Origin of the sequence: Cellulosimicrobium sp. MI9406 (assembly GCF_040595865.1) — a bacterium.
Lineage (GTDB): Bacteria > Actinomycetota > Actinomycetes > Actinomycetales > Cellulomonadaceae > Cellulosimicrobium > Cellulosimicrobium funkei.
Window position 1 is genome coordinate 132546 of record NZ_JALIZI010000005.1, and the last position, 22562, is coordinate 155107.

Below are 22562 nucleotides of genomic sequence, written 5' to 3' on the forward strand. Positions count from 1 at the left end.
GCCGCGTCCGACCGGGGTACCGGGCGACGTCGTCCCGGGGTGCCGGGTCGCGTGGCCCCGGGGTGCCGCGTGGCGGCGGGCGGAGGCGCGGGCGTCAGGCGCCGTCGTGCACCGCGTCGAGCACGACCGGGTCGGCGCACCCGCGCGCGAAGCCGGCGATGCGCCGGTCGACGTCGCGCTGGAGCACCCACGACCCGACACGCTCGGCGACCGGGGCGAGCCAGCGCGGCCGGCAGCGGAAGCTGTAGCGCCACGTCGCGCGCGTGCCGCCGCCCGGGTCGGGCGCGAAGCGCCAGCCGCCTGCGAGGTTCTCGAAGAACCACGACCCGCGGACCATGCGCATGCCGACGTTGGTCGGCGGGTTGTACGAGACGTACTCGCTCACCATGGACAGCCCGCTGCGGTGCCGGGTGAAGGTCTGCACGCCCTTCGCGGGCGCGGTCGCGCCGTCGAGGAAGTGCTGGTGGTGGATGAAGGGGTCCCAGCGCAGGCGGACGGCGCCCGTCGTCTGCGAGACGGCGAACGCCGTCGCGGGGTCGACGGGGACCACGAGCGAGGACTCGACGACGGGCATGGTCGGATGCTCCCACGCCGGGCGGCGCCTCGCCGCCCGCCTCAGGTCGCGACGAGCCCGGCACCGGCGCGCCCCCGTGCTCGAGCGGCCCGGACGCGAGGACGGCCCGCCCCTCGACGAGGGACGGGCCGTCCGGACCGCGGCGCGTGGCGTCAGGACGCGAACGCGTACCCGGCCTCGACGCACTGGGCGCGGAACGCGTCGAGCGACTCCTGGAGCTTCGACGTGCTGACCGTCTCGCCCTGGACGGCTGCCTCGAAGGGAGCCTTGATCCCGTTGAGGTTCTCCTGGAGCTCCGGGTCGGCGAAGTTCTGCACCGCGGCGATGCGCTCGCGCGTCGTGTAGATCGCGGCGGCGGCGTCCTCGTCGTCCGGCGTGGCGAGCAGCGGCGTCGTCTCGGTGACGAGGCGCTCGGCGGAGTACTCGCCGCCGTAGAAGGTGCTGCACGTCGTGGTGACGGCGACGACGGTCGGCGTGACCTCGGGGGCCGCCTCGGTCGTGGTCTCGGTCGCGGGGGTGGTCGCCGCGTCGTCGCTCGCCGGGTCGGTCGGCGAGGCGCAGGACGCCAGCAGGAGGGCACAGGAGAGCGCCGCGGTGGCGGCAAGAAGCTTACGCATGCTAACGATTCCACACTCTGGCGCACGCGGGGCGCAAGAAGATTGAGCGGGCGCCGGGGCGGGAGCCGCGGAATCTCGCGGCTCATGCGGCGAGCTTGTGCTCAGCGTCACAAAGGAGCGCGTCGCGTCACACGACGTCGAGGACGACCTTCCCGCGCACGTGCCCCTCGGCGACGAGGCGCAGCGCCTCCGCGGCCTCGGCGAGCGGGAACCGGGCCGAGATCTCCGCCCGGAGCCGCCCGTCCTCCGCGAGCGCGAGCACCTCGTCGAGGGCGCCCTTCGCGTCGACCTTGTCGGCGATCCCGGCGGCGCGCGAGGCGTCCGTCCCGACGACGGTCACGGCGCTCGGCGCGTCGTCGGCGTCGGCGGGGGAGAGGTGCTCGCCCAGCAGCGCGACGGTCGCGGCCACGGTCTCCTCCGTACCGACGAGGTCGACGACGACGCTCACCTCGTCGAGCCCGTCGGGCAGCGCGCGGACCGCGTCGACGAGCCCCGGGCCGTACGCGACGGGCGTCGCACCGAGGTCGCGCACGTAGTCGTGGTTCGCGGGCGAGGCCGTCCCGACGACGCGGGCACCGAGCGCGGTCGCGATCTGCACCGCCGCGGACCCGACGCCCCCGCTCGCGCCGTGCACGAGCACGACGTCGCCCTCGCCCGTGTCGGCCTGGACGAGCGCGGAGAACGCGGTCGCCGCCGCGACGGGCAGGACCGCGGCCTGGTCGAACGGGACGGACGACGGCTTGCGCCGCACGTGGTCGGCGCGGACGAGCGAGAGCTCGCGCTGCGCCCCCGTGCCGTGCCACACGACCTCGTCGCCCGGGGCGAGGTCCGGGACGTCGGGCCCGACGGCGTCGACCACCCCGGCCGCCTCGAACCCCAGCACGCCGGGGACGCGGCCACCGAACGCGCCGGCGAGCCGCTTGAGGTCCGCGGGGTTGACGCCGACGACGCGGTTCGCGACGCGCACCTGGCCGGGGCCGGGAGCGCCGACCTCCTCGTCGTCGACCCGCAGGCCCTCGGGCCCGCCGAACTCCTCGAAGACGACGACCGTGCTCATGCCGACCCCCGTGGTCTCGCCGTCGGTCGCCCACCGCGAGGGCGAGTCCGCGCGGTGGCCCCGGGGTGGCCGGGCGGTTCCACTCTTCCATCGCGGACCGCCGCTGTCATGCGGCGGACGTGGGCAGGAGTACCCGTCCGGGACGGTTTCACCCCGTCCCGAGCGTTGGGGAGGGTGATGACGACACCACCCGAGGACCCCGGCCACCCGCTCGACCCGCGGCCCGCGCGCGAGCGGCTGCTCGCCGTGCGCGCGGAGGCGTCGGAGCGCCTGCGGGCGCTGCGCGCCGACGTCGCGGGCATCGTCGAGGCGTCGCGCGACTCCAACGCGGACGACGAGCACGACCCCGACGGCGCGACGATCGCGTTCGAGCGCGCCCAGGTGGACGCGCTCGCGCGGGACGCGGCCGCGCGGGTCGAGGAGGTCGACGCCGCCCTCGCGCGCCTGGACGCGGGGACCTACGGCGTCTGCGCGGGGTGCGGGCAGCAGATCGCCGCCGGGCGCCTCGAGGCGCGCCCGACGGCGCGGACCTGCGTCGCGTGCGCGGCCGCGGTGCACTGAGCGACCGGGCCCGCCGCGACCGGGCCCGCCGCGGCCGGGCCCGCTGCGGCCGGGCCGACCGCGGCCGGGTCAGAGCTGGCCGTGGCCCTTCTTCGACGGGACGCCGGCGATGAGGCCGCCGTCCACGACGAACTCCGAGCCCGTCGAGTACGACGCCTCGTCGCTCGCGAGGAAGACGATCATGCGCGAGACCTCCTCGGGCGCCGCGGGGCGGCCGAGCGGGATGAGGAGGTCGTCCGGGTTGAGCGACGCGGTCATGGGCGTCGAGATGAACCCGGGGTGCACCGAGTTGACGCGCACGCCGTACGGGCCGAGGTCGAGCGCGACGGACTTCGTCAGCCCGCGGACGCCGAACTTCGACGCGACGTAGCCGTGCAGGCCCGCGCTCCCGCGCATGCCCTCGACCGACGAGATGTTGATGATCGACCCCGCGCCGGCCTTCGCCATGATCGGCGACACCGCCCGGATCCCGAGGAACGTGCCGGTGAGGTTGATGTCGATGATCCGGCGCCAGGCGGCGACGTCGAACTCCGTGATGGGACCGCCGTTGGCGATGCCCGCGTTGTTGACGAGCACGTCGACGCGCCCGAACGCGTCGAGCGTGGCCGCGACGGCGGCCGCCCACTCGTCCTCGCTCGTCACGTCGAGGTGCACGTAGCGGGCGTCGGGGCCGAGCTCGCGCGCGAGCGCCTCGCCCTTCGCGTCGTCGAGGTCCGCGACCACGACCTTCGCGCCCTCGGCGACCAGTGCGCGCGCGTTCGTGACGCCCATGCCGCCGGTGCCGCCGGTGACGATCGCGACCTTGTTCTGCACCCTTCCGGGAGTGCTGCCCATGGCGGGGCTCCTTTCCTTGCGGGGGCACGGCGGCGTCGGCCCGCCTCGTGAGCGGGGGCGTCGTCGCGCGGGTGGTGCGCACCTGCCCGCCGGGGACCGCGGTCGACCGGCGGAGGGGACGGCTCGTCAGGGCGACGGCGTGGTCCACCAGGCGGGCAGGGCGTCTCGGGCGACCCGCGGGAAGAGCCCGGGGTCACGGGGAGGGGGCGTGGCGAGCCACACCTCGAGCGCGCCGACCGTGCCGAAGCCGACGTACGTCGCGAAGGCGCGCGCCGCGACGTCGGCCGTCGCGGTGGTCGTGGCTCCGGCCGACGGCTCGGCCGGGAGTCCCGCCGGGGTGCCGGCCGGGGCCGACGGCAGGAGGCCGGGGTGGGCGTGCAGGTGCTCGACGAGCGTGCCGGTGACGTGGCTGGCGAGCAGCCGGAACAGCGGCGCGCTGAGGCCGCCCTCCAGCGCGCGCTCGTAGACGGGGAGGTGGGCCTCGACGTGCACGACGAGCGCACGGCTCCAGTGGTCGACGACCTCGCGGGAGCGGGCGGCGACGTCGTCGGCCGTCTCGGCGGCCCGGACGTCGGCGAAGAACCGGTCGCGGATCGCGTCGAGCTCGGCGCCGAGCACGCGCGCGAGGAGCTCGGACGGGCTCGACGCGTGGTCGTAGAACGTCACGCGGTTGATCCCCGCGCGGGCCGCGACGGCGGACACCGTGAGCCGGGTGACGTCCTGCTCCGCGGCGAGCGCGAGGATCGCGGTCCGCAGGGCCGCGGCGGTGCGGGCGGTGCGCTTGTCCACGGCCACCTCCTCCGCGTCGTGCCGTGCGCTGCGTCGTCCTCGACGTTACGCCGAGGCAATCACTTAAGCAACAGGTGTTGCCTATCTCACCCGCCCAGAGGCGGTCCCGGGATCACGGTCGTACCGTCGAGAGTGCGGCCGCAGGTCCGCGGCCACACCAACCCGAGGGGGCGGACATGGTCACGAACACGCGCCGGGCCGAGAGGCACACCGGAGAACCCGACGTCGTCGAGCTCAACCCGATCTTCGCCAGACCGGGGGAGGCGACGGCCCTGCCCAAGTTCCGGTTCCCGGAGGACGAGTCCCTCCAGGAGACGGCGTACCAGATCGTCCACGACGAGGCGATGCTCGACGGGAACGCGCGGCTCAACCTCGCGACGTTCGTCGGCACGTGGATGGACGAGCACGCTGCGCGGCTGTACCTCGAGGCCGCCGACAAGAACATGATCGACAAGGACGAGTACCCGCAGACGGCGGCCGTCGAGACGCGATGCTGGACGATGCTCGCCGACCTGTGGCACGCGCCAGACCCGGAGCACACCATCGGGACGTCGACCATCGGCTCGTCCGAGGCGTGCATGCTCGGCGGTCTCGCCCTCAAGCGGCGCTGGCAGCACGCGCGCCGTGCCGCCGGCAAGCCGACCGACCGCCCGAACCTCGTGCTCTCGAGCGCGGTCCAGGTGTGCTGGGAGAAGTTCTGCAACTACTTCGAGGTCGAGGCGCGCTACGTCCCGATCTCCGAGGCCCACAAGGTCCTCGACGGCCACGACCTCGAGACGTACGTGGACGAGAACACGATCGGCGTCGTCGCCATCATGGGCGTGACCTACACCGGCATGTACGAGCCGGTCGCCGAGATCGCGGCGGCCCTCGACCGGATCCAGGAGTCCACCGGCCTGGACGTGCCCATCCACGTCGACGGCGCGTCGGGCGCGATGATCGCCCCGTTCCTCCAGCCCGACCTCGAGTGGGACTTCCGCGTCCCCCGCGTCGCGTCGATCAACACCTCCGGCCACAAGTACGGCCTGGTCTACCCGGGCCTCGGGTGGGTCGTCTGGCGCGACACGGAGTCGCTGCCGGAGGACCTCGTGTTCCGCGTGAGCTACCTCGGCGGGGACATGCCGACGTTCGCCCTCAACTTCTCGCGCCCCGGCGCGCAGGTGCTCCTCCAGTACTACCTCTTCCTGCGGCTCGGGCGCACCGGTTACGAGGCCGTGCAGCGCACGTCGCGCGACGTCGCGCTCTACCTGTCGGGCGAGATCGCGAAGATGCCCGCGTTCGAGCTGTGGAACGACGGCTCGGACATCCCCGTGTTCGCGTGGCGCCTGCGCGAGGGCCACACGAAGAACTGGGACCTCTACCACCTGTCGGAGCGGCTGCGCACCAAGGGCTGGCTCGTGCCCGCGTACCCCATGCCCGACGACCTCACGGATCTCACCGTCCAGCGCGTCGTCGTGCGCAACGGCTTCAGCCACGACCTGGCGTCCGCGTTCCTCGCGGACCTGCGCGACGAGGTCGCGCTCCTCGACGCCCTCACCGGCCCCATGCCGACCGAGGGCCAGCGCTCCAACTTCCACCACTGACCCGGACGACCGCGGGAAGGACGGACCATGGCACAGGGGGCAGCACAGGATCCGCCCGGAGGCTCGGGACCGCACGTCCGGGCCGACGGCACGCACGCGCCGACGGCAGCGCACGTCAAGGCGCACCCGTACGGGTCGCCCGGCTCCCGGCAGCCGCCGGGCCACGCGGGGCCCGCCATCGGGGCGCCCGCCGCGGGCGCGACGACGTTCATGTCGGTCGTGCAGCTCGCGATGCTCACCGTGGTGGTGGTCGCGTCGCTGCGCTCGCTGCCGGCGATGGCGTCGTACGGGCTCGGCTCGGTGACGCTCTTCATCGTCCCGGCGATCCTCTTCCTCGTCCCGACGGCGCTCGTCGCGGCCGAGCTCGCGACCGGCTGGAAGGGCGGCGTCTTCACCTGGGTGCGCGAGGCGTTCGGCGAGCGGGCCGGGTTCGTCGCGATCTGGCTCCAGTGGATCCAGAACGTCGTCTGGTACCCCACGCAGATCGCGTTCATCGCGGCGAGCCTGTCGTTCGTCGTGGGCGACCCGGGCCTCACGCAGAACGGCCTCTACACGGCCGTCGTGATCCTCGTCCTGTACTGGGGGTCGACGCTCATCACGCTCGCCGGCGGCAACCTGTTCGCCAAGGTCGGCTCGTGGAGCGGCGTCTTCGGCACGATCCTGCCCGCCGTCCTGCTCATCGTGCTCGGCGCGGTCTGGCTCGGCACCGGCGAGCGCTCGGAGACGACGCTCGAGGCGTCCGCCGTCATCCCGCCGTGGACCGGGATCGCGTCGATCGTGCTCATCGTCTCGAACGTGCTCGCGTACGCGGGCATGGAGGTCAACGCGGTGCACGCGAACGACCTGCGCAACCCCGGTCGGGGCTTCCCGCGCTCGATCGCCATCGCGACCGTGCTCATCCTCGTGGTCTTCATCCTCCCGACGCTCGCGATCTCCGTGGCCGTGCCGAAGTCGACGCTCGGCGTGACCGACGGCATCAACCTCGCGTTCAAGGCGTTCTTCGACCACTGGGGCATGAGCTGGGGCACCCCGGTCATCTCGCTCCTCATCGCCCTCGGGGCGTTCGCGTCGGTCGTCACGTGGATCGCCGGGCCGTCGCGCGGCCTGCTCGCCGCGGCCCGGACCGGCCTGCTGCCGCCCGCGCTCCAGCGTCGCAACAAGGCCGGGGTCCAGGTCGGGATCCTCGCGGTGCAGGGCGGGATCGTCACGCTGCTCGCGCTGCTGTTCGTGCTCGTGCCGAACGGCAACACCGCGTTCATCGCGCTCGTGGACATGGCGGCGGCGCTGTACCTCGTCATGTACATGCTCATGTTCGCCGCGGCGATCCGGCTGCGGCGCACCAAGCCCGACGTGGTCCGGACCTACCGCACGCCCGCGATGCGGTTCGTCGCGGGGCTCGGGTTCGTCGCGTGCGCGGCCGCGTTCGTGCTCGCGTTCGTCCGGCCGTCCGGCTTCAGCGGCCTCTCCGAGACCGCCTACCCGATCGTGGTCGCCGGGGTCGTCGTCGTGCTCGGCGGCCCGCCGCTCCTCTTCTACGCGCTGCGGCGCCCCACGTGGGACCGTCGTACCGCGGCGGAGCGGCAGACCGCCGACGACGTCCTCGTCAACCCGCCGACGCAGCCCGCGCCGGCGCCCGCCCGCGCACCGCGCGACCCGGAGGAGACCACGTGACGGGTACCAGCACCGTCGGGCGCGAGACGCCCACCCCGGACGGCGGACGGCGCGCTCCAGCGCCGCCCGCCGTCGCGTCGCCCTGGGCGGAGACGGTCGCGCGCTGGGGCGGCCGGATCCTCGAGGTCTACGCGGTGTGGCTCCTCGTCGCGCTGATCCTCCGTCCCGTCGCGCACCACGCCGAGCGCCCGGTCGCCGAGGTCCTGTCGGTCACGAACGTGCCGTCGTACCCGTCGCTCTTCTCCGCGGTCGTGGTCGGGCTCGTCGCGAGCGGCTTCCTGCGCCGTCGCCGCGCCGCGCTGTGGTTCGTGGTCCTCGTCTGGCAGCTCCCGTCCGCGCTCGTCATGCTGCTCGCGATCGTGCTCGACCGGATCGACCCGGCGGCCGGCGTGCTCGACGACGTGCACTGGACGGCGTACGCGGGCGGGCTCGTCGGGCTCGTGCTCGTCGTGGTGCTCGTCGCCGCGCGCCACGCGTTCCCCGCCCGCATCGCCCGGGGTGCGTGGTGGACGGCGGCGCTCGTCCTCGTGCTCGGTCTCGCCGTCGCGACCGGCGTCGTGTGGGCGCTGCTCCAGGTCGTGCCGTCGAGCCTCGACGACCAGTCGGCGCGGCTCGGGTGGGCCCTGAGCGTCTCGGTCGGGCTGTCGCCGCACGAGGAGCCGTTCGCCATCGACGGCGGCGCGCCGGGCTGGCTCGCGCTCGTCGGCGGCCTGCTCGCGGGCGCCGCGCTGCTGCTCGCGGTGCTCGTGTTCCTGCGGACCGGCCCGCGCGACGCCGCACGCACCCCGGACGAGGAGCTCGCCGTGCGCCGTCTGCTCCTGGAGCACCCGAGCGACGACTCGCTCGAGTACTTCGCGACGCGCGACGACCGCGACGCGATCTTCTCCGGCGACGGCCGCGCCGCCGTGTCGTACCGCGTGGTGAGCGGCGTGCTGCTCGCCGCGGGCGACCCGCTCGGGGACCCGGCGTCGTGGCCCGACGCGATCGAGCGCACGCTCGCGTACGCGCGGCGCCACGGGTGGGCGCCCGGCGTGCTCTCGGCGAGCGAGAAGGGCGCGCGGGCCTACCGCGACGCCGGGCTCGCGGTCCTCACGATGGGTGACGAGGCGATCGTCGAGACGCGGTCCTTCGACCTCGCGTCGCCGTCGATGCGGCCCGTGCGGCACGCCGTCGCGCGGCCCCAGCGCGAGGGGTACACCGTGCGCCTGCGGCGGCAGCGCGAGATCCCGGCGGACGAGCTCGCGGCGCTCGCGCAGGCCGCCGACGCGTGGCGGCACGGCGAGGACGAGCGCGGCTTCTCGATGGCCCTGGAACGCCTCGGCAGCCCGCGCGACCCGCGCGTGCTCGTCGTCACCGCGCACGACCGCGACGGCGCGCCGCGCGGCCTGCTCACGTTCGTCCCGTGGGGCCGCAAGGGGGTCTCGCTCGACTACATGCGCCGGTCTCCCGACGCGGTGCCGGGCGTCACGGAGCTCATGATCTCGACGCTCGCGAGCGAGGGCGCGGGCATGGCGATCGACCGGGTCTCGCTCAACTTCGCGATGTTCCGCGGCCTGATCGAGCAGGGCGAGTCGGTCGCGGCGAGCCCCTTCCAGCGCTTCCTGCGCCGCCTCGTCCTCACGGCGTCGCGCTGGTGGCAGCTCGACCAGCTGTACCGCTCGAACCAGAAGTACGAGCCGCGCTGGCGCACGCGCTACCTCTGCTACGCCGCCCCCGCCCAGCTCACGTCCGTCTCGCTCGCGGCGGGGCAGGCCGAGGGCTTCGTGCCGCAGTGGCCCGGCGCGCGCGGCGGCACCGGGAGCCAGCAGGTCGCGACGGCCGACGCCGCCCTCGGCGCGGCCGTGCGCGAGCAGGAGGACGCGCTGCTCGCGCTCGACGTCCCGACCCGGCGGCTCACCGACCAGGAGCGCGCCCGCCGTGCCAAGCTCGACGTGCTCGCGGCGGCCGGCATGCCCGCGTACCCCGTGGCCGTGCCGCGCACGCACCGGCTCGCCGACGTCGACGACCTGCTGCTCGGGCACGAGGTGTCCGTCTCGGGGCGCGTCGTGCGGCTCCGGGACCTCGGGGGCGTCGTCTTCGCCGTCCTGCGCGAGGAGAACCACGAGCGCCAGGTGATGCTCACCGCCGACGGCGCCGCCGACCTCGCGCTCTGGCGCCGCGTCGTCGACCTCGCGGACCAGGTGAGCGTCACGGGGACCGTCGCGCGCAGCCGGACGGGGGAGCTGTCCGTGCACGCGGGGTCGTGGGTCATGGCGTCGAAGTCGCTCAAGGCGCCGCCGGACAAGTTCCGCGGGCTCGCCGACCCGGAGACGCGCATGCGCCTGCGCCACGTCGACCTCGCGCTCGACACGCGGTCGTCCGTGACGCTCCGCGGTCGCTCCGCCGCCGTGCACTCGCTGCGCTCGTCGCTCGTCGAGCGCGGCTTCATCGAGGTCGAGACGCCGATCCTGCAGCGCGTGCACGGGGGCGCGAACGCGCGGCCGTTCCGCACGCACATCAACGCGTACGACATGGACCTGTACCTGCGCATCGCCCCGGAGCTGTTCCTCAAGCAGCTCGCGATCGGTGGCATCGAGCGCGTCTTCGAGCTGGGCCGCAACTTCCGCAACGAGGGCGCCGACGCGACGCACAACCCCGAGTTCACGTCGCTCGAGGCGTACCAGGCGTTCGGCGACTACACGACGATGCGGCACCTCACGCGCGAGCTCGTCGTCGCGGCCGCGGTCGCGGTGCACGGCGACGCCGTGTCGCGCCGGCCCGACGGCAGCGAGGTCCGGCTCGACGGCGAGTGGCCCGTCGTCACCGTGCACGACGCCGTCTCGCGCGCCGTCGGCGCCGAGGTCACCCCGGACACCCCCGACGCGGAGCTGCACGCCCTGTGCGCCCGGCTCGGCATCGAGGTCGGCGAGGACGAGACGCACGGCGCGGTGGTCAACGAGATGTACGACCGCCTCGTCGAGGGCCAGACGGTCGAGCCGACGTTCTACACCGACTTCCCGGTCGAGACGTCGCCGCTCACCCGTGTGCACCGCCGCGACCCGCGCCTCGCGGAGCGCTGGGACCTCGTCGCGTTCGGCGCGGAGCTCGGCACCGCGTACTCGGAGCTCATCGACCCGATCGACCAGCGCGAGCGGTTCACGCAGCAGTCGCTCCTCGCGGCGGCGGGCGACCCGGAGGCCATGGAGATCGACGAGGACTTCCTCTCGGCGCTCGAGTTCGCGATGCCGCCCACCGGCGGGCTCGGCCTCGGTGTCGACCGCATCTACATGACGATCATCGGGGCGTCGATCCGCGAGACGCTCGCCTTCCCGTTCGTGAAGCCGCAGCGCCGGTCCTGACCGTGGCGACCGGCCTCCCCGTCCCCGACACCGACCCGGCCCTGCCCGCGGCCGTGCTGCGCGAGCTGCAGCCCGCCGAGACGTACCTGACGAGCTACCCGGTCGCCGTCGTGCTGACGGTGCTCGGGGCGGGAGCGGTGGCGTGGGCCGTGGTGCGCGCACGGCGCGGCGCCCGGGCGCGGCGCGCGCGGCGGGCCCGGGGCGAGGACCCGCGCCGACCGTGGCGTTCGCGCGTCGCGACGGCGTCCCTCGCGGCGCTCGGCGCGCTGTCCCTCGTGCTGGGCCTGGCGGTCGGCGCCAACGCCTACTCCGGCTACGTCCCGACGTGGGGGGCCGTCCGGGTGCAGCTCGTCGCGCTGGGTCTGGCCGACCTGTCGGCCGACGCGCCGGGCGGCGCGCACCGGGGCCAGGTGCGGACGCTCGCGATCCCGGGGACGGCCGCCGAGCAGATCGCGGACGAGGACGCCTGGGTGTACCTCCCGCCGGGGTTCGACCCCGAGGGCTCGACCCGCTACCCGGTCGTGTACCTGATCCACGGGTCGCCCGACGACCCGAGCAGCTGGTTCGCCGCCGGGCGGGTGCCGCGCACGATGGACGTGCTCATCCGGCGCGGGCTCGTCGACCCGATGATCGTCGTCGCCCCCACGGTGAACGGCACCGGGCCGGGCGGGCTCGACACCGAGTGCCTCGACTCGACGACGGGTGGCGAGCAGGTCGAGACGTACCTGACGACGACCGTCGTCGACACCGTCGACGCGACGTACCCGACGCTCGCGGACCGCGAGCACCGCGTCCTCGGCGGCATGTCGTCGGGCGGGTTCTGCGCGCTCAACGTGGGTCTGCGGAACCTCGACCTGTTCGGGGCGACCCTCGCGATCGAGCCCTACGGGAACCCGGGCCCCGGGCCGGAACGGACGATGCTCTCGACGCAGGCGGAGATCGACGCGAACACCCCGACGACCTACCTGCCCACGATGACGTTCACGCACCCGATGCCCGTCTTCCTCGACTCCGGGCAGGACGCGCCGCGGGAGGCGCTCACCACGGTGCGGCGGATGGCGCAGGACCTCGAGGACCAGGGGCAGGCCGTCGAGCTCCGCGAGGAGCCCGGTCAGACGCACACGTGGGCCATGGCCGCGACCGCGCTCCCGTACGGGCTCGTGTTCGCGCAGCGGCAGATGGCGGGCGGCGGCTGACGCCGCGTCACTCGTCGGTGAGGAACTGCCCGCCGATGCCCGCCTGGGTCTCGAGCAGGTCGCCGGTGTCGCCGAGCACGACCCAGTTCGGCCCGGCGAGCGCGGCCTCGCCCTCCTCGGTGGGCTGACGCGGCAGGAGCGCGAGGAACTCGTCCTCGGCGATCCCGTCGGCGAACACGGCGAGGAGCGTCGTGTCGTCGCACGCGCCCAGCTCGACGTCCTCGCTGTCCGTGCTCTCGGTCGTGAACGACAGGCACGTGAGGCCGGCGGACGTGGCGGCGCGGTGGAGCGCGTCGAGCGAGTCGTACTCGACGTCCTTGTCGCCCGGGCCGGGGCCGGAGCAGGCGGCGAGCGCCCCGACGAGGACGACGAGACCGACGACCGGGCCGGTCGCGGCGCTGCGAGGGCGGGGAGCGGGTCGGGTAGGCATGTTCCGATGGTCCGCCGCCGCGCGGGTTCGCGCCACGGGAACCTCGCCCGTCATCCCGGCGGGCCGGGATCGCCTCGGTCGGGTGCGGCGTCCGCGGACTGCCAGGTGAAGGGCGCGAACGTCGACGAGTCGTCCCGCCAGGCCGCTGTGCGGGCGCGGTACAGGAGCAGCGGGAGGGCCACGAAGACGAGGGCGAGCGCGACGAGCAGCACGACGTACGTCGTCGGGCTGCCGACCGCGACCTGGCCGGGCGGGGCGAAGCTCGTGACGAGCGCGAGCAGCGACGCGACGAACCCGAGCCCGCCGACCGCCCAGACCCCGACGCGGCCCCCCGGCACCCGGTAGGGGCGCGGCCGGTCGGGCTGCGTGCGGCGCAGCGCGACGACCGCGGCGAACATCAGGAGGTAGGCGACGAGGTAGAGGATCACGGTGAGCTGGCTGAGGAGCTGGTACGCGGACTGCACGGACGGCATGACGACGAACAGCACCGACAGCACGGTCACGACCAGCGCCTGGACCAGGAGGATGTTCGTCGCCATGCCGCGGTCGTTCGTCCGGTGGAACCACCGCGGGAGGAACCCCGCTCGCGCGACGGCGTGCAGGCCCGTGGCGGGCCCGGCGACCCACGTCGTGACGCCGGCGAGGACGCCGACGGCGAGCATCGCCGCGACGACCGGCCCGGCCCAGCCGATCCCCGCCCAGGCGAGCAGGTGGTCGAACGCCTGGAGCAGGCTCGTCGTGAGGCTGATGTCCTGCTGCGGCACGACGACCGCGATCGTCAGCGTGCCGAGGGTCAGCACGACGACGGCCACGAGCGCGGCGACGAGGATCGCGAGCGGGTAGGTGCGCTCCGGCCGCCGGATCGAGCGCACGTGGACCGCGTTGACCTCGATGCCCGCGTAGAAGAGGAAGATCCCGGCGGCGAGCACGATGTTGTCGAGACGCGTGAGGTCCGGGACGAACGCGCCCCAGGAGAGCGTGGTCCGGGACGGCTCGCCGCCGAGGAGGTAGGCGGCGCCGAGCCCGACGAGCAGCGCGGCGGGGACGAGCGTCCCGACGATCCCGCCCCAGCGCGCGGTGCGGGCGAACGCGGACGCGCCGCGCAGGGCGATGAGCGTCGCGGCCCAGAACACGACGAGCACGATCGCGAGGACGAAGAGCCGGTCGTCGGCGACCCGTTCGTCGAACCGCGCGTCGGGCCCGGTGTAGGCGAGCGTGACGGCGGCGAACGTGAGGACGGTCGGGAACCAGATGCAGCCCTCGACGAACACCATCGCGATCGCGAGGAAGCCCCACCTGCTCCCGAACGCCTCGCCGACCCAGCGGAACATGCCGCCCTCCTCGGGCCACGTGGACGCGAGCTCGGCCGCGACGACGGCGACGGGTGCGAGGAAGCAGACGGCGGCGAGCAGGTAGTAGAACGCGGAGGAGAGCCCGTACTCCGCCTCGGCGGGCAGGCCGCGCAGGCTGACCACCGCGGCGACGTTGAGCATGACCAGCGACGTGGCCGTGATGGTCGCCGCGGCGGGCCGGGCGGGGTGCTGCGAGGTGGCGGTCCGGGCCATGGCGTCCCCCTCGGCGGGCGCGACGGCCCTCGGGGGAACGCTAGCGACGCCGCGCGCGACCGGCGAGCGGGGCCGGCGTCAGGCCCGGAAGCGCTCGCCGCGCTCGACGACTCGGCCCGCGCCGCGCCCGTCGGCCGCCGTCGCGTCCCACGTGTAGACCTCGGTGCCGGTGATGAGCACGTGCTCCGCGCGCGACGTCACGTCGAGCGGGTCGCCCGACCACACGACGACGTCCCCGTCGAGGCCGGGCGCGAGCGCGCCGACGCGGTCGTCGAGACCGAGGAAGGCCGCGGGGTTCACGGTGAGGGCGCGCAGCGCGGTGTCGCGGTCGAGGCCCTCCTTGACCGCGAGCGACGCCTGGTGCACGAGGAAGTTGATCGGCACGACGGGGTGGTCGGTCGTGATGGCGACGCGCACGCCCGCGCGGGCGAGCGCCCCGAGGTTCGCGATGTCGCGGTTGCGCAGCTCGATCTTCGAGCGCGACGTGAACAGCGGGCCGAAGATCACCGGCACGTCGCGCTCGGCGAGGACGTCCGCGACGGCCGCGCCGTCGGTGCCGTGGTTGACGACGAGCCGGTAGCCGAACTCGTCCGCGAGGCGCAGCGCGGTCGCGATGTCGTCGGCGCGGTGCGTGTGCTGGTCCCAGTACAGCTCGCCCGCGAGGACGCGCGCGAGGGTCTCCTTCGCGAGGTCGCGGTCGAACGGCTCGCCCTTCGCCTCGGCCGCGTCGCGCCGCGCGGCGTAGTTCTGCGCGTCGACGAACGCGGCACGGATGACCTTCGCGACGCCGAGGCGCGTCGAGGGCGTCTTCTTCTGGTCCCCGTACACGCGCTTGGGGTTCTCGCCGAGCGCCGACTTCACGGAGACCGCCTCGCGGATCACCTGCTCGTCGACGGTGCGGCCGCCCCACGTCTTGATCGCGACGGTCTGCCCGCCGATGGGGTTGCCCGAGCCCGGCTTCACGACGGCGCTCGTCACGCCGCCGACCAGCGCGTCGCGGAAGCCCTCGTCCTCGACGTTGATCGCGTCGATCGCGCGCAGCGCCGCGCCGTTCGGGTCGGTCATCTCGTTCGTGTCGTTGCCGGCCCAGCCCTCGGCCTCCTCCATGACGCCCATGTGGGCGTGCGCCTCGACGAAGCCGGGCAGCACCCAGCGGCCGCGCGCGTCGAGGGTCGGGACGCCGTCGGGCACGACGACGTCCGCGCCGACCGCGGTGATGACCCCGTCCTCGACGAGGACGGTCCCGTTCTCGATCGGGTCGGACGCGACGGGCACGACGTAGCCGTTCACGACGGCGACGCTGCGGCGCGCGGTGCGAGGGGCGGTGCGGGAGGGGGTGGAGGAGGTCGTCATGCCCCCATCATCGCCCGGGGCGACCGTCCGCCACACGCCATGGTGTAGCGTGAGGACTGCGCCCAGGTCGCGAGCAGGGTCTCGCGACGATCTTCGGTCCTCGGCATCGAAGCACGACCGTGGGCGCCGGGCAGCAGACGCTGCCGACGACGATCTCCGCCCCAGAAGCGCGCGGAGCGAGAGCAGAGAAACACATCACTTCTTCCACCATCCTCGACCGCCCGGCGACCGCTCCTGCGGCCGCGGGCACGCCCGGACCAGACCTCGTGCTGCGCCGCGCCGACGACGACCTGTGGGTCGCGACGGCCGACGGCGAGTACGCCGGGATGGTCACCCGACGCCCGGACGGCTTCCACGTCCACGACCGCTTCACGCGGCCCGTGACCGTCGTCGCCGCCCTGGAGCACGCGCGGCGCCATCTGAGCGCCCCGCCCGGTCGCCCGGCGGGCTCCCGCCGCGACCACACCCCGAACCGCCGGCGCCCTGCAGGGCGCGGTACCCGGACCCGCGCACGTGGGCCGGTCGTCTCGACGAAGGAAAACACCATGGCTACAGGCACCGTGAAGTGGTTCAACTCGGAGAAGGGCTTCGGCTTCATCGCCCCCTCCGACGGCACCGCGGACGTGTTCGCCCACTACAGCGAGATCCAGTCGAGCGGCTACCGCTCGCTCGAGGAGAACCAGAGCGTCTCCTTCGACGTCACGCAGGGCCCCAAGGGCCCGCAGGCGACGAACATCCAGGCACTCTGATCCCGCTCCCGCCCGGCGCCTCGCGCCGGCGGGGGTGACGATCTCCACCGGAGGGCCGCGCCTCGTGCGCGGCCCTTCGGCGTGCCCGGACCTCGACGCGCGCGGCGGTGCCCGACGGCGGTCGTGCCCCGGCCGCGGGGACTAGGCTCTCGACCGGAGCCACACCGCGCGCGAAGGAGCCCGCATGCACGTCGTCGTCGGACTGTTCCGGCTGTTCCTCGTCGTCCTCGCCCTCGTCGGGACGCGCGCGATCTGGCGCGACGGGGACATCGAGGGCCTCGTCTACTTCACGAACCAGACGGGCTTCCTCATCGCGGTCGTCTTCGCCTGGGCGGGCGTCGCGTCCCTCCTGCGCCGCCCGCAGCCGCCGGGGTGGCTGAAGGGCGGGGTGACGCTGTTCGCCGCGATCACGGGCCTCGTGTCGTGGCTCGTGCTCGCGCCCGAGGACCTGGGCGCGCCCGCCGTCTTCCTCGGGCTCACCGACGGCCAGATCGAGCACGAGGTCCTCCCGCTCGCCGTGGTCGCCGACTTCCTCCTGCTCGACGCGCACCGGCGCCTGCGCGGCCTCGACGCCGCGCGCTGGCTCCTGTACCCGCTCGCGTACTTCGCGTTCACGACGATCCGCGGGTTCGTCAGCCCCGGCAGCGAGTACCCGTACGGGTTCGTCGACCTCGACGCGCTCGGCTGGACCGGGCTGCTCGTCAACGTCGTGCTCTACGGGGCGGGGTTCCTCGTGCTCGGGCTCGTGATCGTCGGGCTCGACCGGCTCCTGCCGACCGGCCCCGCGATCGGCCGGTACGCGGAGCGTCGGCCCGCCCCGGCCCCCGCGTCGCAGCGGTCCCGGGCCGAGGGCGTGGACACCTCGCGCTAGGGTGGCCGTCGTGCCCTCCCCGGTCGTCGGTCCGCTGCGCGTCGCCCGCGCCGCGCTCGTGGCGACCCTCGTGCTCGCGCTGACGGCGCTCGCGCACCGCGTCGCCGGGGGCGCTCTCCCGGACCCGCTGGTCCTCGCGGCGCTCGCCGCGTTCACGCTCGCCGGCACGACGGCGGCCGCCCGCCTGCGCTTCACGCCCGCCCGGCTCGTCGTGCTCCTCGGGGGCGCGCAGCTCGCGCTCCACCAGGCGCTCACCGTCCTGACCCCGGAGTCGTGCCACGCCGTCGGCGGGGGAGCCGGGCACGCCGCGCACCTCGTGGCGTCGTCGGGCGCGGTCGTGTGCGCGGTGCCGTCGGCCGACGGCGCGGCGTCCCCGCTGCACCCGGAGCACCTCGCGGCGTCGGGCGCGTGGATGGTCGCCGCCCACGCCGCCGCGACGGTCGTGCTCGCCCTCGTGCTGGCGCACGGCGAGCGGGCGCTCGAGCGGTTCCTCACGTGGGTGACCCCGCGCGGCGCGCTCCCGCTCCCGGCCCGTGCGGCGGTCCCCGGTCGCCGCGGCGCCGTGCCCGCGCGCCCGGTGCGCGTCGTCGACGTGTGGCGGTCGCTCCGGGCGCCGACGCGCGGACCGCCGCGGGCGCACGGTCCGTCGGGAGCACTGCTGCGCCCCCTCGCCGCGTCCTGACGCGGCCCCCGACGAGGCCGACCCGGCGACGGCCGGGCCCCCGGGCACCACCGTGCGGCCACCGGCCGCGCCTCGGACGGAAGAACCTCATGACCCTCTCCCTGCGCCGACCGCTGTCGGCCCTGCCCACCCTGCTCGCCCTCCTCGCCGCCGCGGCCCTGACGCTCGGCCTCACCGCGACCGTCACGACACTCACGGCCGGCCCGGCGTCCGCGCACGACCGGCTCCTCACCTCCGACCCGGCCGACGGCGCACAGCTCGAGGCCCCGCCCGCGGCGATCACGCTGACGTTCAACACCGAGCCGCTCCCCGTCGAGCCGCAGGTCGTCGTCTCCGACTCGGCCGGCACGGTCGTCACGCAGGGTGCGCCGACGATCGACGGCAGCACCGCGACCTTCGCGCTCGACCCGGCCGTCGCGCTCGGCGGCGACACGTACACCGTCGCGTGGCGCGTCGTCTCGTCCGACGGGCACCCGATCGAGGGCACGTTCGCGTTCGCCGTCGCGGCCCAGCCGGAGGCGCCCGCGACCGACGACCCCGCGACGGACACGGCGACGCCGGAGGAGACCGCGACCGAGGAGCCGACGACCGGCACCACGACCGAGCCCTCCGCGACCACGACGACCGACGCCGCCGAGACCGCGGACGACGGCACCTCGTCGCTGCTGCCGGTGCTCGTGGGGCTCGGCGCGCTCGTCGTCGCCGCGGCGGTCGTCGTCGTGGTCGTGCTGCGCCGTCGGGGCCCCGGCCCGGACGCCGGCACCGACGACGGCGCCCCGCACGACCCGCAGGGCTGACCGTGCCGGCGCACGCCGCCCTCTCCCGCGCGGAGAGGGCGGCGCCGGCCCCTGCCGCCGGAGCCCCTTCTCCCGCTAGGGTGCGTCCGTGACGTCGCCCGGAGCAGGGGTGCTCCGCGGCGTGCGGGTGCTGCTGCTCGCCGCCGCGGTCGTCGGGCTGTCCGTCGTCGCGCACGGCCTCGCCGGGGGCACCGACCCCGGGGCGGTCCCGCTCGGGGTCCTCGCGGTCCTCACCGCCGTCGCCGTGCGACCCCTCACCCGGCGCGAGGTCGGGCTGCCGCGGCTGCTCGGCCTGCTCGGCGCGGGCCAGCTCGTGCTGCACGTCGTCTTCGACCGCTGCGCGGCGCTGTCCCCGGCCGACGCCGCCGCGCACGCGCACTCCTCCTCGCCGCTCGCGATGCTCGGCGCGCACGCCGTCGCGACGCTCGCCGTCGCGCTCGTGCTGCGGTACGGCGACGCCGTGCTGTGGCGCCTGTGGACGTGGCTCGCGGGACGCCGGGTGCCCGGCCGCCCGCGGCCCGTCGTCGTCCTCGCGGCACCTCCCGCCGTCGGCGCGCTGCCGACGGTGCGCGACCTGCTCGTGCGCGGCGCCGCGCCCGGGCGCGGGCCGCCCCTTCCCGCCTGACCTCTCCCGGACGCCCCCGCGGACGCCGTCGCCCGACGACGTCCGCGGCGTCCCGCTCCCGCGCGCCCGCGCGACCGCTCACCCGCCGCCGGCCGGCTCCGCCGACCCGTGGCGCGGCGCGCCGTCGTGCCCGCCGGAGCAGCGTCCCCTCTCCCCGCACCTCTCCCCGAAAGGCACCACCATGCGAAAGACCCTGCGCGCCGTCGGCGCCGCCGCACTGACCACCGGGCTCGTCGTGACCGGCGCGGCCGCCGCGTCCGCCCACGTGACCGTCACGCCCGACACGACCGAGGCGGGCTCCTACGCGCTCCTGACGTTCGGCGTCCCGCACGGGTGCGGCGACTCCCCGACGACGAAGGTCTCCGTCCAGGTCCCCGAGCAGGTCGTCACCGTCACCCCCACGGTCAACCCCGGCTGGGACGTCGAGAAGGTCATGGAGGACCTCGCCGAGCCCGTCGACGACGGGCACGGCGGCCAGTACACCGAGCGCGTCGCGGAGGTCGTGTACACCGCCAAGGCGCCGCTGCCCGACGGCTACCGCGACGCGTTCGTGCTGTCGCTCAAGCTGCCCGACGCGGCGGGCGAGACGCTCGTCTTCCCGACCGTCCAGGAGTGCGCCGAGGGCGAGAGCGCCTGGGTGCAGGTCCCGGCCGACGGCGAGGACGGCGAGGAGCTCGACCTGCCCGCCCCGCTGTTCGAGCTGACGGCCGCGTCCGGCGGCGACGCGCACGGCACCCAGGACGCCGCGGCGGACGCGACCGCCGAGCCGGCCGCCGCGGACGGCCAGGCGGCGGAGGCTGCCGCGAGCACGTCGAGCGGCCCGGCCCCCGCGGTCACGTGGACGGCGCTCGTCCTCGCGGCGGCCGGCCTCGTGCTGGGGCTGCTCGGGTTCGTGCGCTCGCGCCCGCGGGCCTGACCGGTGGGCCGCCCCCTGGCGCTGCGCCGGGCGGTGGCCGTCGTCGTCGGTGCCGCGGCCGCGGTCCTGCTCGCGATCCTCGCGAGCGGCCCGGCCGCGGCCCACGCCGTCCTCGTGGGCACCGACCCGCAGGACGGCACCGTCCTCGACGCGCCGCCCGACGCGCTGACCCTCACCTTCAACGAGCCCGTCCAGGTCGTGCCCGGCGGCACGACGGTCCTCGCGGCCGACGGCACCCCCGTCGACGTGGACGTCGCCGCGGTCGACGACGCGCTCGTCGTCACCCCCGGCACGACACTCGGCGACGGCACCTACGTCGTCAGCTGGCGCGTCGTGTCGCTCGACACCCACCCCGTGGCGGGGGCGTTCACGTTCTCGGTCGGCGCGCCGAGCACGACCGCGGTCGAGGCGCGCGTGGCCGAGCCGACGGCGGCGCTCGTCGCGGTCCGGGCGATCGACCAGGCCGCCGTCTACGCCGGGACGTTCCTCGTGGCGGGGCTCGTCGTGTTCGAGCTCCTCGTGCTGCACGTCTCGCCCGGCGCGGCCCTCGTGCTGCGGCGCCGGCTCCACCGCGTCCGGCGCGGGGCGCTCGGCGTCGCGGCCCTCGGGACCGTGCTCGCGGTCCCGCTCACGCCCGCCTGGCAGGCGGGCGGCGGGCTGGGCGCGCTCGCGGACCCGGCGACGTGGTCCGCGGGCCTCGCCTCCGACACCACCGTCGCGGGCGCGCTCGGGCTCGCGGGGCTCGTCGTCGCGACGCTGCTCGCGCCCCGGGCCGCGCGCGAGACCCGGGCCGCGTGGCCCGCGGGCACGGTGCTCGGCGCCGCCGCGCTCGCGCTGGGGTCGCTCGTGCTCGTGGGCCACACGCGGACCTTCGGGCCGCCGTGGCTCGTCGTCACGGCGGACGCGCTGCACGTCGCGGCGGGGGCGGTGTGGCTCGGTGGCGTCGTCGGGCTCGCGCTCGTGCTCGCGCCGTCCGCCCACGTGGACGCCCGCCGCGCGGGCGTGACCGTGGCGCGGTTCTCCGCGCTCGGCGCGTGGGTCGTCCTCGCGCTCGCGGTCACCGGGACCGTCCTCGGGTGGCGCATCCTCGGCACCCTCGACGCGCTCGTCTCGACGACGTACGGCCGGACGCTGCTCGTCAAGGTCGGTGTCGCGCTCGTGCTCGTCGGCATCGCGGCGTGGAACCGGTACCGGCTCGTCCCCGAGGTCGCCAGGCCGGGAGGCGCCGGCGCGGCGGGCGGCACGACCGCGACGACGGCGCGCCGTCGGCTCGGCCGGACCGTCGCGGTCGAGGCCGCGCTGCTCGTGCTCGTGCTCGCCGCGACGGGCGTGCTCGTCTCGCGCAGCCCGGTCGTCCCGGCGGCGCCGTCCGCGCAGGACGCCGCGACCTCCGGCGTCGAGGTGGTCGAGGAGCTCGGGAACGGCACGCTCCGCGCGCGCGTCACACCGGGGCGCGTGGGCGTCAACGCGCTCGAGATCGAGCTGCTCGACGCCGACGGGGCGCCGTTCGAGCCCGTCGCGGTGCCGGAGCTGGCGACGACGCTCGCCGACCCGGCGCTGGGCCCGTTCTCGCGCCCGCTCACGCGCACCGGGCCGGGCGCGTACGAGGCGACGCTCGACCTGCCGATGCCCGGCTCCTGGACGCTCGAGGTGAGAGTGCGGACGTCCAAGTACGAGAACCCGATCGTCCGCATCCCCGTGGAGGTGACCTCATGACCCCCGACCGACGGCCGCTCGGGCCGCACCGCGGCGCGCGCGCCCTCCTCGCCCTGGCCGCCGCCGGGGCGCTCGCCCTGCTCACGGCCGCCCCCGCGGCCGCGCACGTGCTCATCGAGACGGTCGAGCCGCGCGGCGACGGCACGTCGCGGCTCACGTTCACGTTCGACCACGGGTGCGACGGCGAGCCCACCGACGCCCTGCGCGTCACCCTGCCTGCGGGCGTCGAGGCGCTGGAGGCGGGCCAGCCGGCCGCCTGGACCGCCGAGGTGACGGAGGACGCCGTCGCGTGGGCCGGCGAGCCCGTGCCCGACGGCGAGCGCGCGGCCTTCACGCTCGACGTCCGCGTGACGGGCGAACCCGGGCAGGCGTTCGTCTTCCCGGCGGTGCAGGAGTGCCCGTCCGGGGCGTCGTACGCGTGGACGGGCACCGACCCGGCGGGCGCCCGTCCGGCACCCACGTTCGTCGCGACGGCGGCCTCCCTCGCCCCCGCGCCCGTCGCGGCGGGCGCTTCCCCGACGCCGACCGGCCCGCTCGTCGGGGCGGTCGTGCTCGGGGCGGGCGTCGTCGGCGTCGCGGGAGGGGCGTGGTCCCGCCGGCGCGCGCGGGGGTGACGCCCGCAGCCGTCGCGTGTCCCG

Annotated in this window: 21 protein-coding genes; 13 read left to right on the forward strand and 8 right to left on the reverse strand. The window is 75.5% G+C overall.

The genetic code is table 11. From position 1 onward, the window contains the following. Positions 1–94 precede the first annotated feature (94 nt). The 3 genes from MT994_RS10870 to MT994_RS10880 form a co-directional block, all read right to left on the reverse strand. Complete coding sequence (locus tag MT994_RS10870; RefSeq protein ID WP_137279943.1) at positions 95–574, reverse strand: SRPBCC family protein; 480 nt, start codon at positions 572–574, stop codon at positions 95–97. 152 nt (positions 575–726) lie between these two features. Then, positions 727–1191, reverse strand: a complete 465-nt coding sequence (locus MT994_RS10875; RefSeq protein ID WP_034655328.1) for a hypothetical protein — start codon at positions 1189–1191, stop codon at positions 727–729. Between the two features lie 127 nt (positions 1192–1318). Further along, positions 1319–2248, reverse strand: a complete 930-nt coding sequence (locus tag MT994_RS10880; RefSeq protein WP_114554043.1) for an NADP-dependent oxidoreductase — start codon at positions 2246–2248, stop codon at positions 1319–1321. 177 nt (positions 2249–2425) lie between these two features. On the opposite strand from MT994_RS10880, the gene MT994_RS10885 reads away from it, so the two are divergent. Continuing rightward, positions 2426–2809, forward strand: a complete 384-nt coding sequence (locus MT994_RS10885) for a TraR/DksA C4-type zinc finger protein (RefSeq protein WP_354806248.1) — start codon at positions 2426–2428, stop codon at positions 2807–2809. A gap of 69 nt (positions 2810–2878) precedes the next feature. On the opposite strand, the gene MT994_RS10890 is transcribed toward MT994_RS10885, so the two are convergent. Both MT994_RS10890 and MT994_RS10895 read right to left on the reverse strand, forming a co-directional pair. Then, the gene (locus tag MT994_RS10890; protein ID WP_061269402.1) at positions 2879–3643 is read right to left on the reverse strand and encodes a glucose 1-dehydrogenase; all 765 of its coding nucleotides are present in this window, start codon (positions 3641–3643) and stop codon (positions 2879–2881) included. 126 nt (positions 3644–3769) lie between these two features. Further along, positions 3770–4432, reverse strand: coding sequence for a TetR family transcriptional regulator (locus MT994_RS10895; RefSeq protein WP_171467247.1), 663 nt, complete (start codon positions 4430–4432; stop codon positions 3770–3772). A gap of 176 nt (positions 4433–4608) precedes the next feature. Here MT994_RS10895 and MT994_RS10900 point away from each other — a divergent pair, with 176 nt between their 5' ends. Genes MT994_RS10900 through MT994_RS10915 form a run of 4 tightly spaced genes read left to right on the forward strand, consistent with a single transcriptional unit; the run spans position 4609 to position 12220 of the window. Continuing rightward, positions 4609–6015 (forward strand): glutamate decarboxylase, encoded by a 1407-nt coding sequence (locus MT994_RS10900; RefSeq protein ID WP_034655344.1) that lies wholly within the window; start codon positions 4609–4611, stop codon positions 6013–6015. 27 nt (positions 6016–6042) lie between these two features. Further along, positions 6043–7686, forward strand: a complete 1644-nt coding sequence (locus MT994_RS10905) for an APC family permease (RefSeq protein ID WP_137279940.1) — start codon at positions 6043–6045, stop codon at positions 7684–7686. Continuing rightward, positions 7683–11024, forward strand: a complete 3342-nt coding sequence (gene lysX, locus MT994_RS10910) for a bifunctional lysylphosphatidylglycerol synthetase/lysine--tRNA ligase LysX (RefSeq protein ID WP_163186602.1) — start codon at positions 7683–7685, stop codon at positions 11022–11024. Before MT994_RS10905 ends, lysX begins: the two co-directional genes overlap by 4 nt. Positions 11025–11026: 2 nt before the next feature. Further along, positions 11027–12220 (forward strand): alpha/beta hydrolase-fold protein, encoded by a 1194-nt coding sequence (locus MT994_RS10915; RefSeq protein WP_354806249.1) that lies wholly within the window; start codon positions 11027–11029, stop codon positions 12218–12220. A 7-nt stretch (positions 12221–12227) separates the two neighbouring features. On the opposite strand, the gene MT994_RS10920 is transcribed toward MT994_RS10915, so the two are convergent. The 3 genes from MT994_RS10920 to MT994_RS10930 all read right to left on the reverse strand — a co-directional run bounded on the left by MT994_RS10920 (position 12228) and on the right by MT994_RS10930 (position 15568). After that, positions 12228–12650: a hypothetical protein gene (locus MT994_RS10920; protein WP_076403937.1), complete on the reverse strand. Its 423-nt coding sequence runs from the start codon at positions 12648–12650 to the stop codon at positions 12228–12230. 50 nt (positions 12651–12700) lie between these two features. Then, on the reverse strand, positions 12701–14215 hold the full coding sequence (gadC, locus tag MT994_RS10925; RefSeq protein ID WP_354806250.1) for a putative glutamine/gamma-aminobutyrate antiporter GadC: 1515 nt from the start codon (positions 14213–14215) through the stop codon (positions 12701–12703). A 78-nt stretch (positions 14216–14293) separates the two neighbouring features. Then, complete coding sequence (locus MT994_RS10930; RefSeq protein WP_354806251.1) at positions 14294–15568, reverse strand: amidohydrolase; 1275 nt, start codon at positions 15566–15568, stop codon at positions 14294–14296. A 545-nt stretch (positions 15569–16113) separates the two neighbouring features. Between MT994_RS10930 and MT994_RS10935 the strand changes: the two genes are divergently transcribed. From MT994_RS10935 to MT994_RS10970, 8 genes are all read left to right on the forward strand, one after another. Beyond that, positions 16114–16317 carry a cold-shock protein gene (locus MT994_RS10935; protein WP_076404113.1) on the forward strand — a complete coding sequence of 68 codons (204 nt, stop codon included), beginning with the start codon at positions 16114–16116 and terminating at the stop codon, positions 16315–16317. A gap of 184 nt (positions 16318–16501) precedes the next feature. Then, complete coding sequence (locus MT994_RS10940) at positions 16502–17188, forward strand: Pr6Pr family membrane protein (RefSeq protein WP_354806252.1); 687 nt, start codon at positions 16502–16504, stop codon at positions 17186–17188. Between the two features lie 10 nt (positions 17189–17198). Next, entirely contained in the window at positions 17199–17870 is a 672-nt protein-coding gene (locus MT994_RS10945; protein WP_354806253.1) for a hypothetical protein, read from the forward strand. An 89-nt stretch (positions 17871–17959) separates the two neighbouring features. Beyond that, the gene (locus MT994_RS10950; RefSeq protein ID WP_354806254.1) at positions 17960–18667 is read left to right on the forward strand and encodes a copper resistance CopC family protein; all 708 of its coding nucleotides are present in this window, start codon (positions 17960–17962) and stop codon (positions 18665–18667) included. An 88-nt stretch (positions 18668–18755) separates the two neighbouring features. Next, positions 18756–19292, forward strand: coding sequence for a hypothetical protein (locus tag MT994_RS10955; protein WP_137279932.1), 537 nt, complete (start codon positions 18756–18758; stop codon positions 19290–19292). 181 nt (positions 19293–19473) lie between these two features. Continuing rightward, positions 19474–20208, forward strand: coding sequence for a YcnI family protein (locus MT994_RS10960; protein ID WP_354051741.1), 735 nt, complete (start codon positions 19474–19476; stop codon positions 20206–20208). Positions 20209–20211: 3 nt separating this feature from the next. Then, positions 20212–21924, forward strand: coding sequence for a copper resistance protein CopC (locus MT994_RS10965; RefSeq protein WP_354806256.1), 1713 nt, complete (start codon positions 20212–20214; stop codon positions 21922–21924). Continuing rightward, the gene (locus tag MT994_RS10970; protein ID WP_354806258.1) at positions 21921–22538 is read left to right on the forward strand and encodes a DUF1775 domain-containing protein; all 618 of its coding nucleotides are present in this window, start codon (positions 21921–21923) and stop codon (positions 22536–22538) included. The genes MT994_RS10965 and MT994_RS10970 overlap by 4 nt, the downstream gene beginning before the upstream one ends. The last annotated feature ends 24 nt before the right edge of the window (positions 22539–22562 follow it).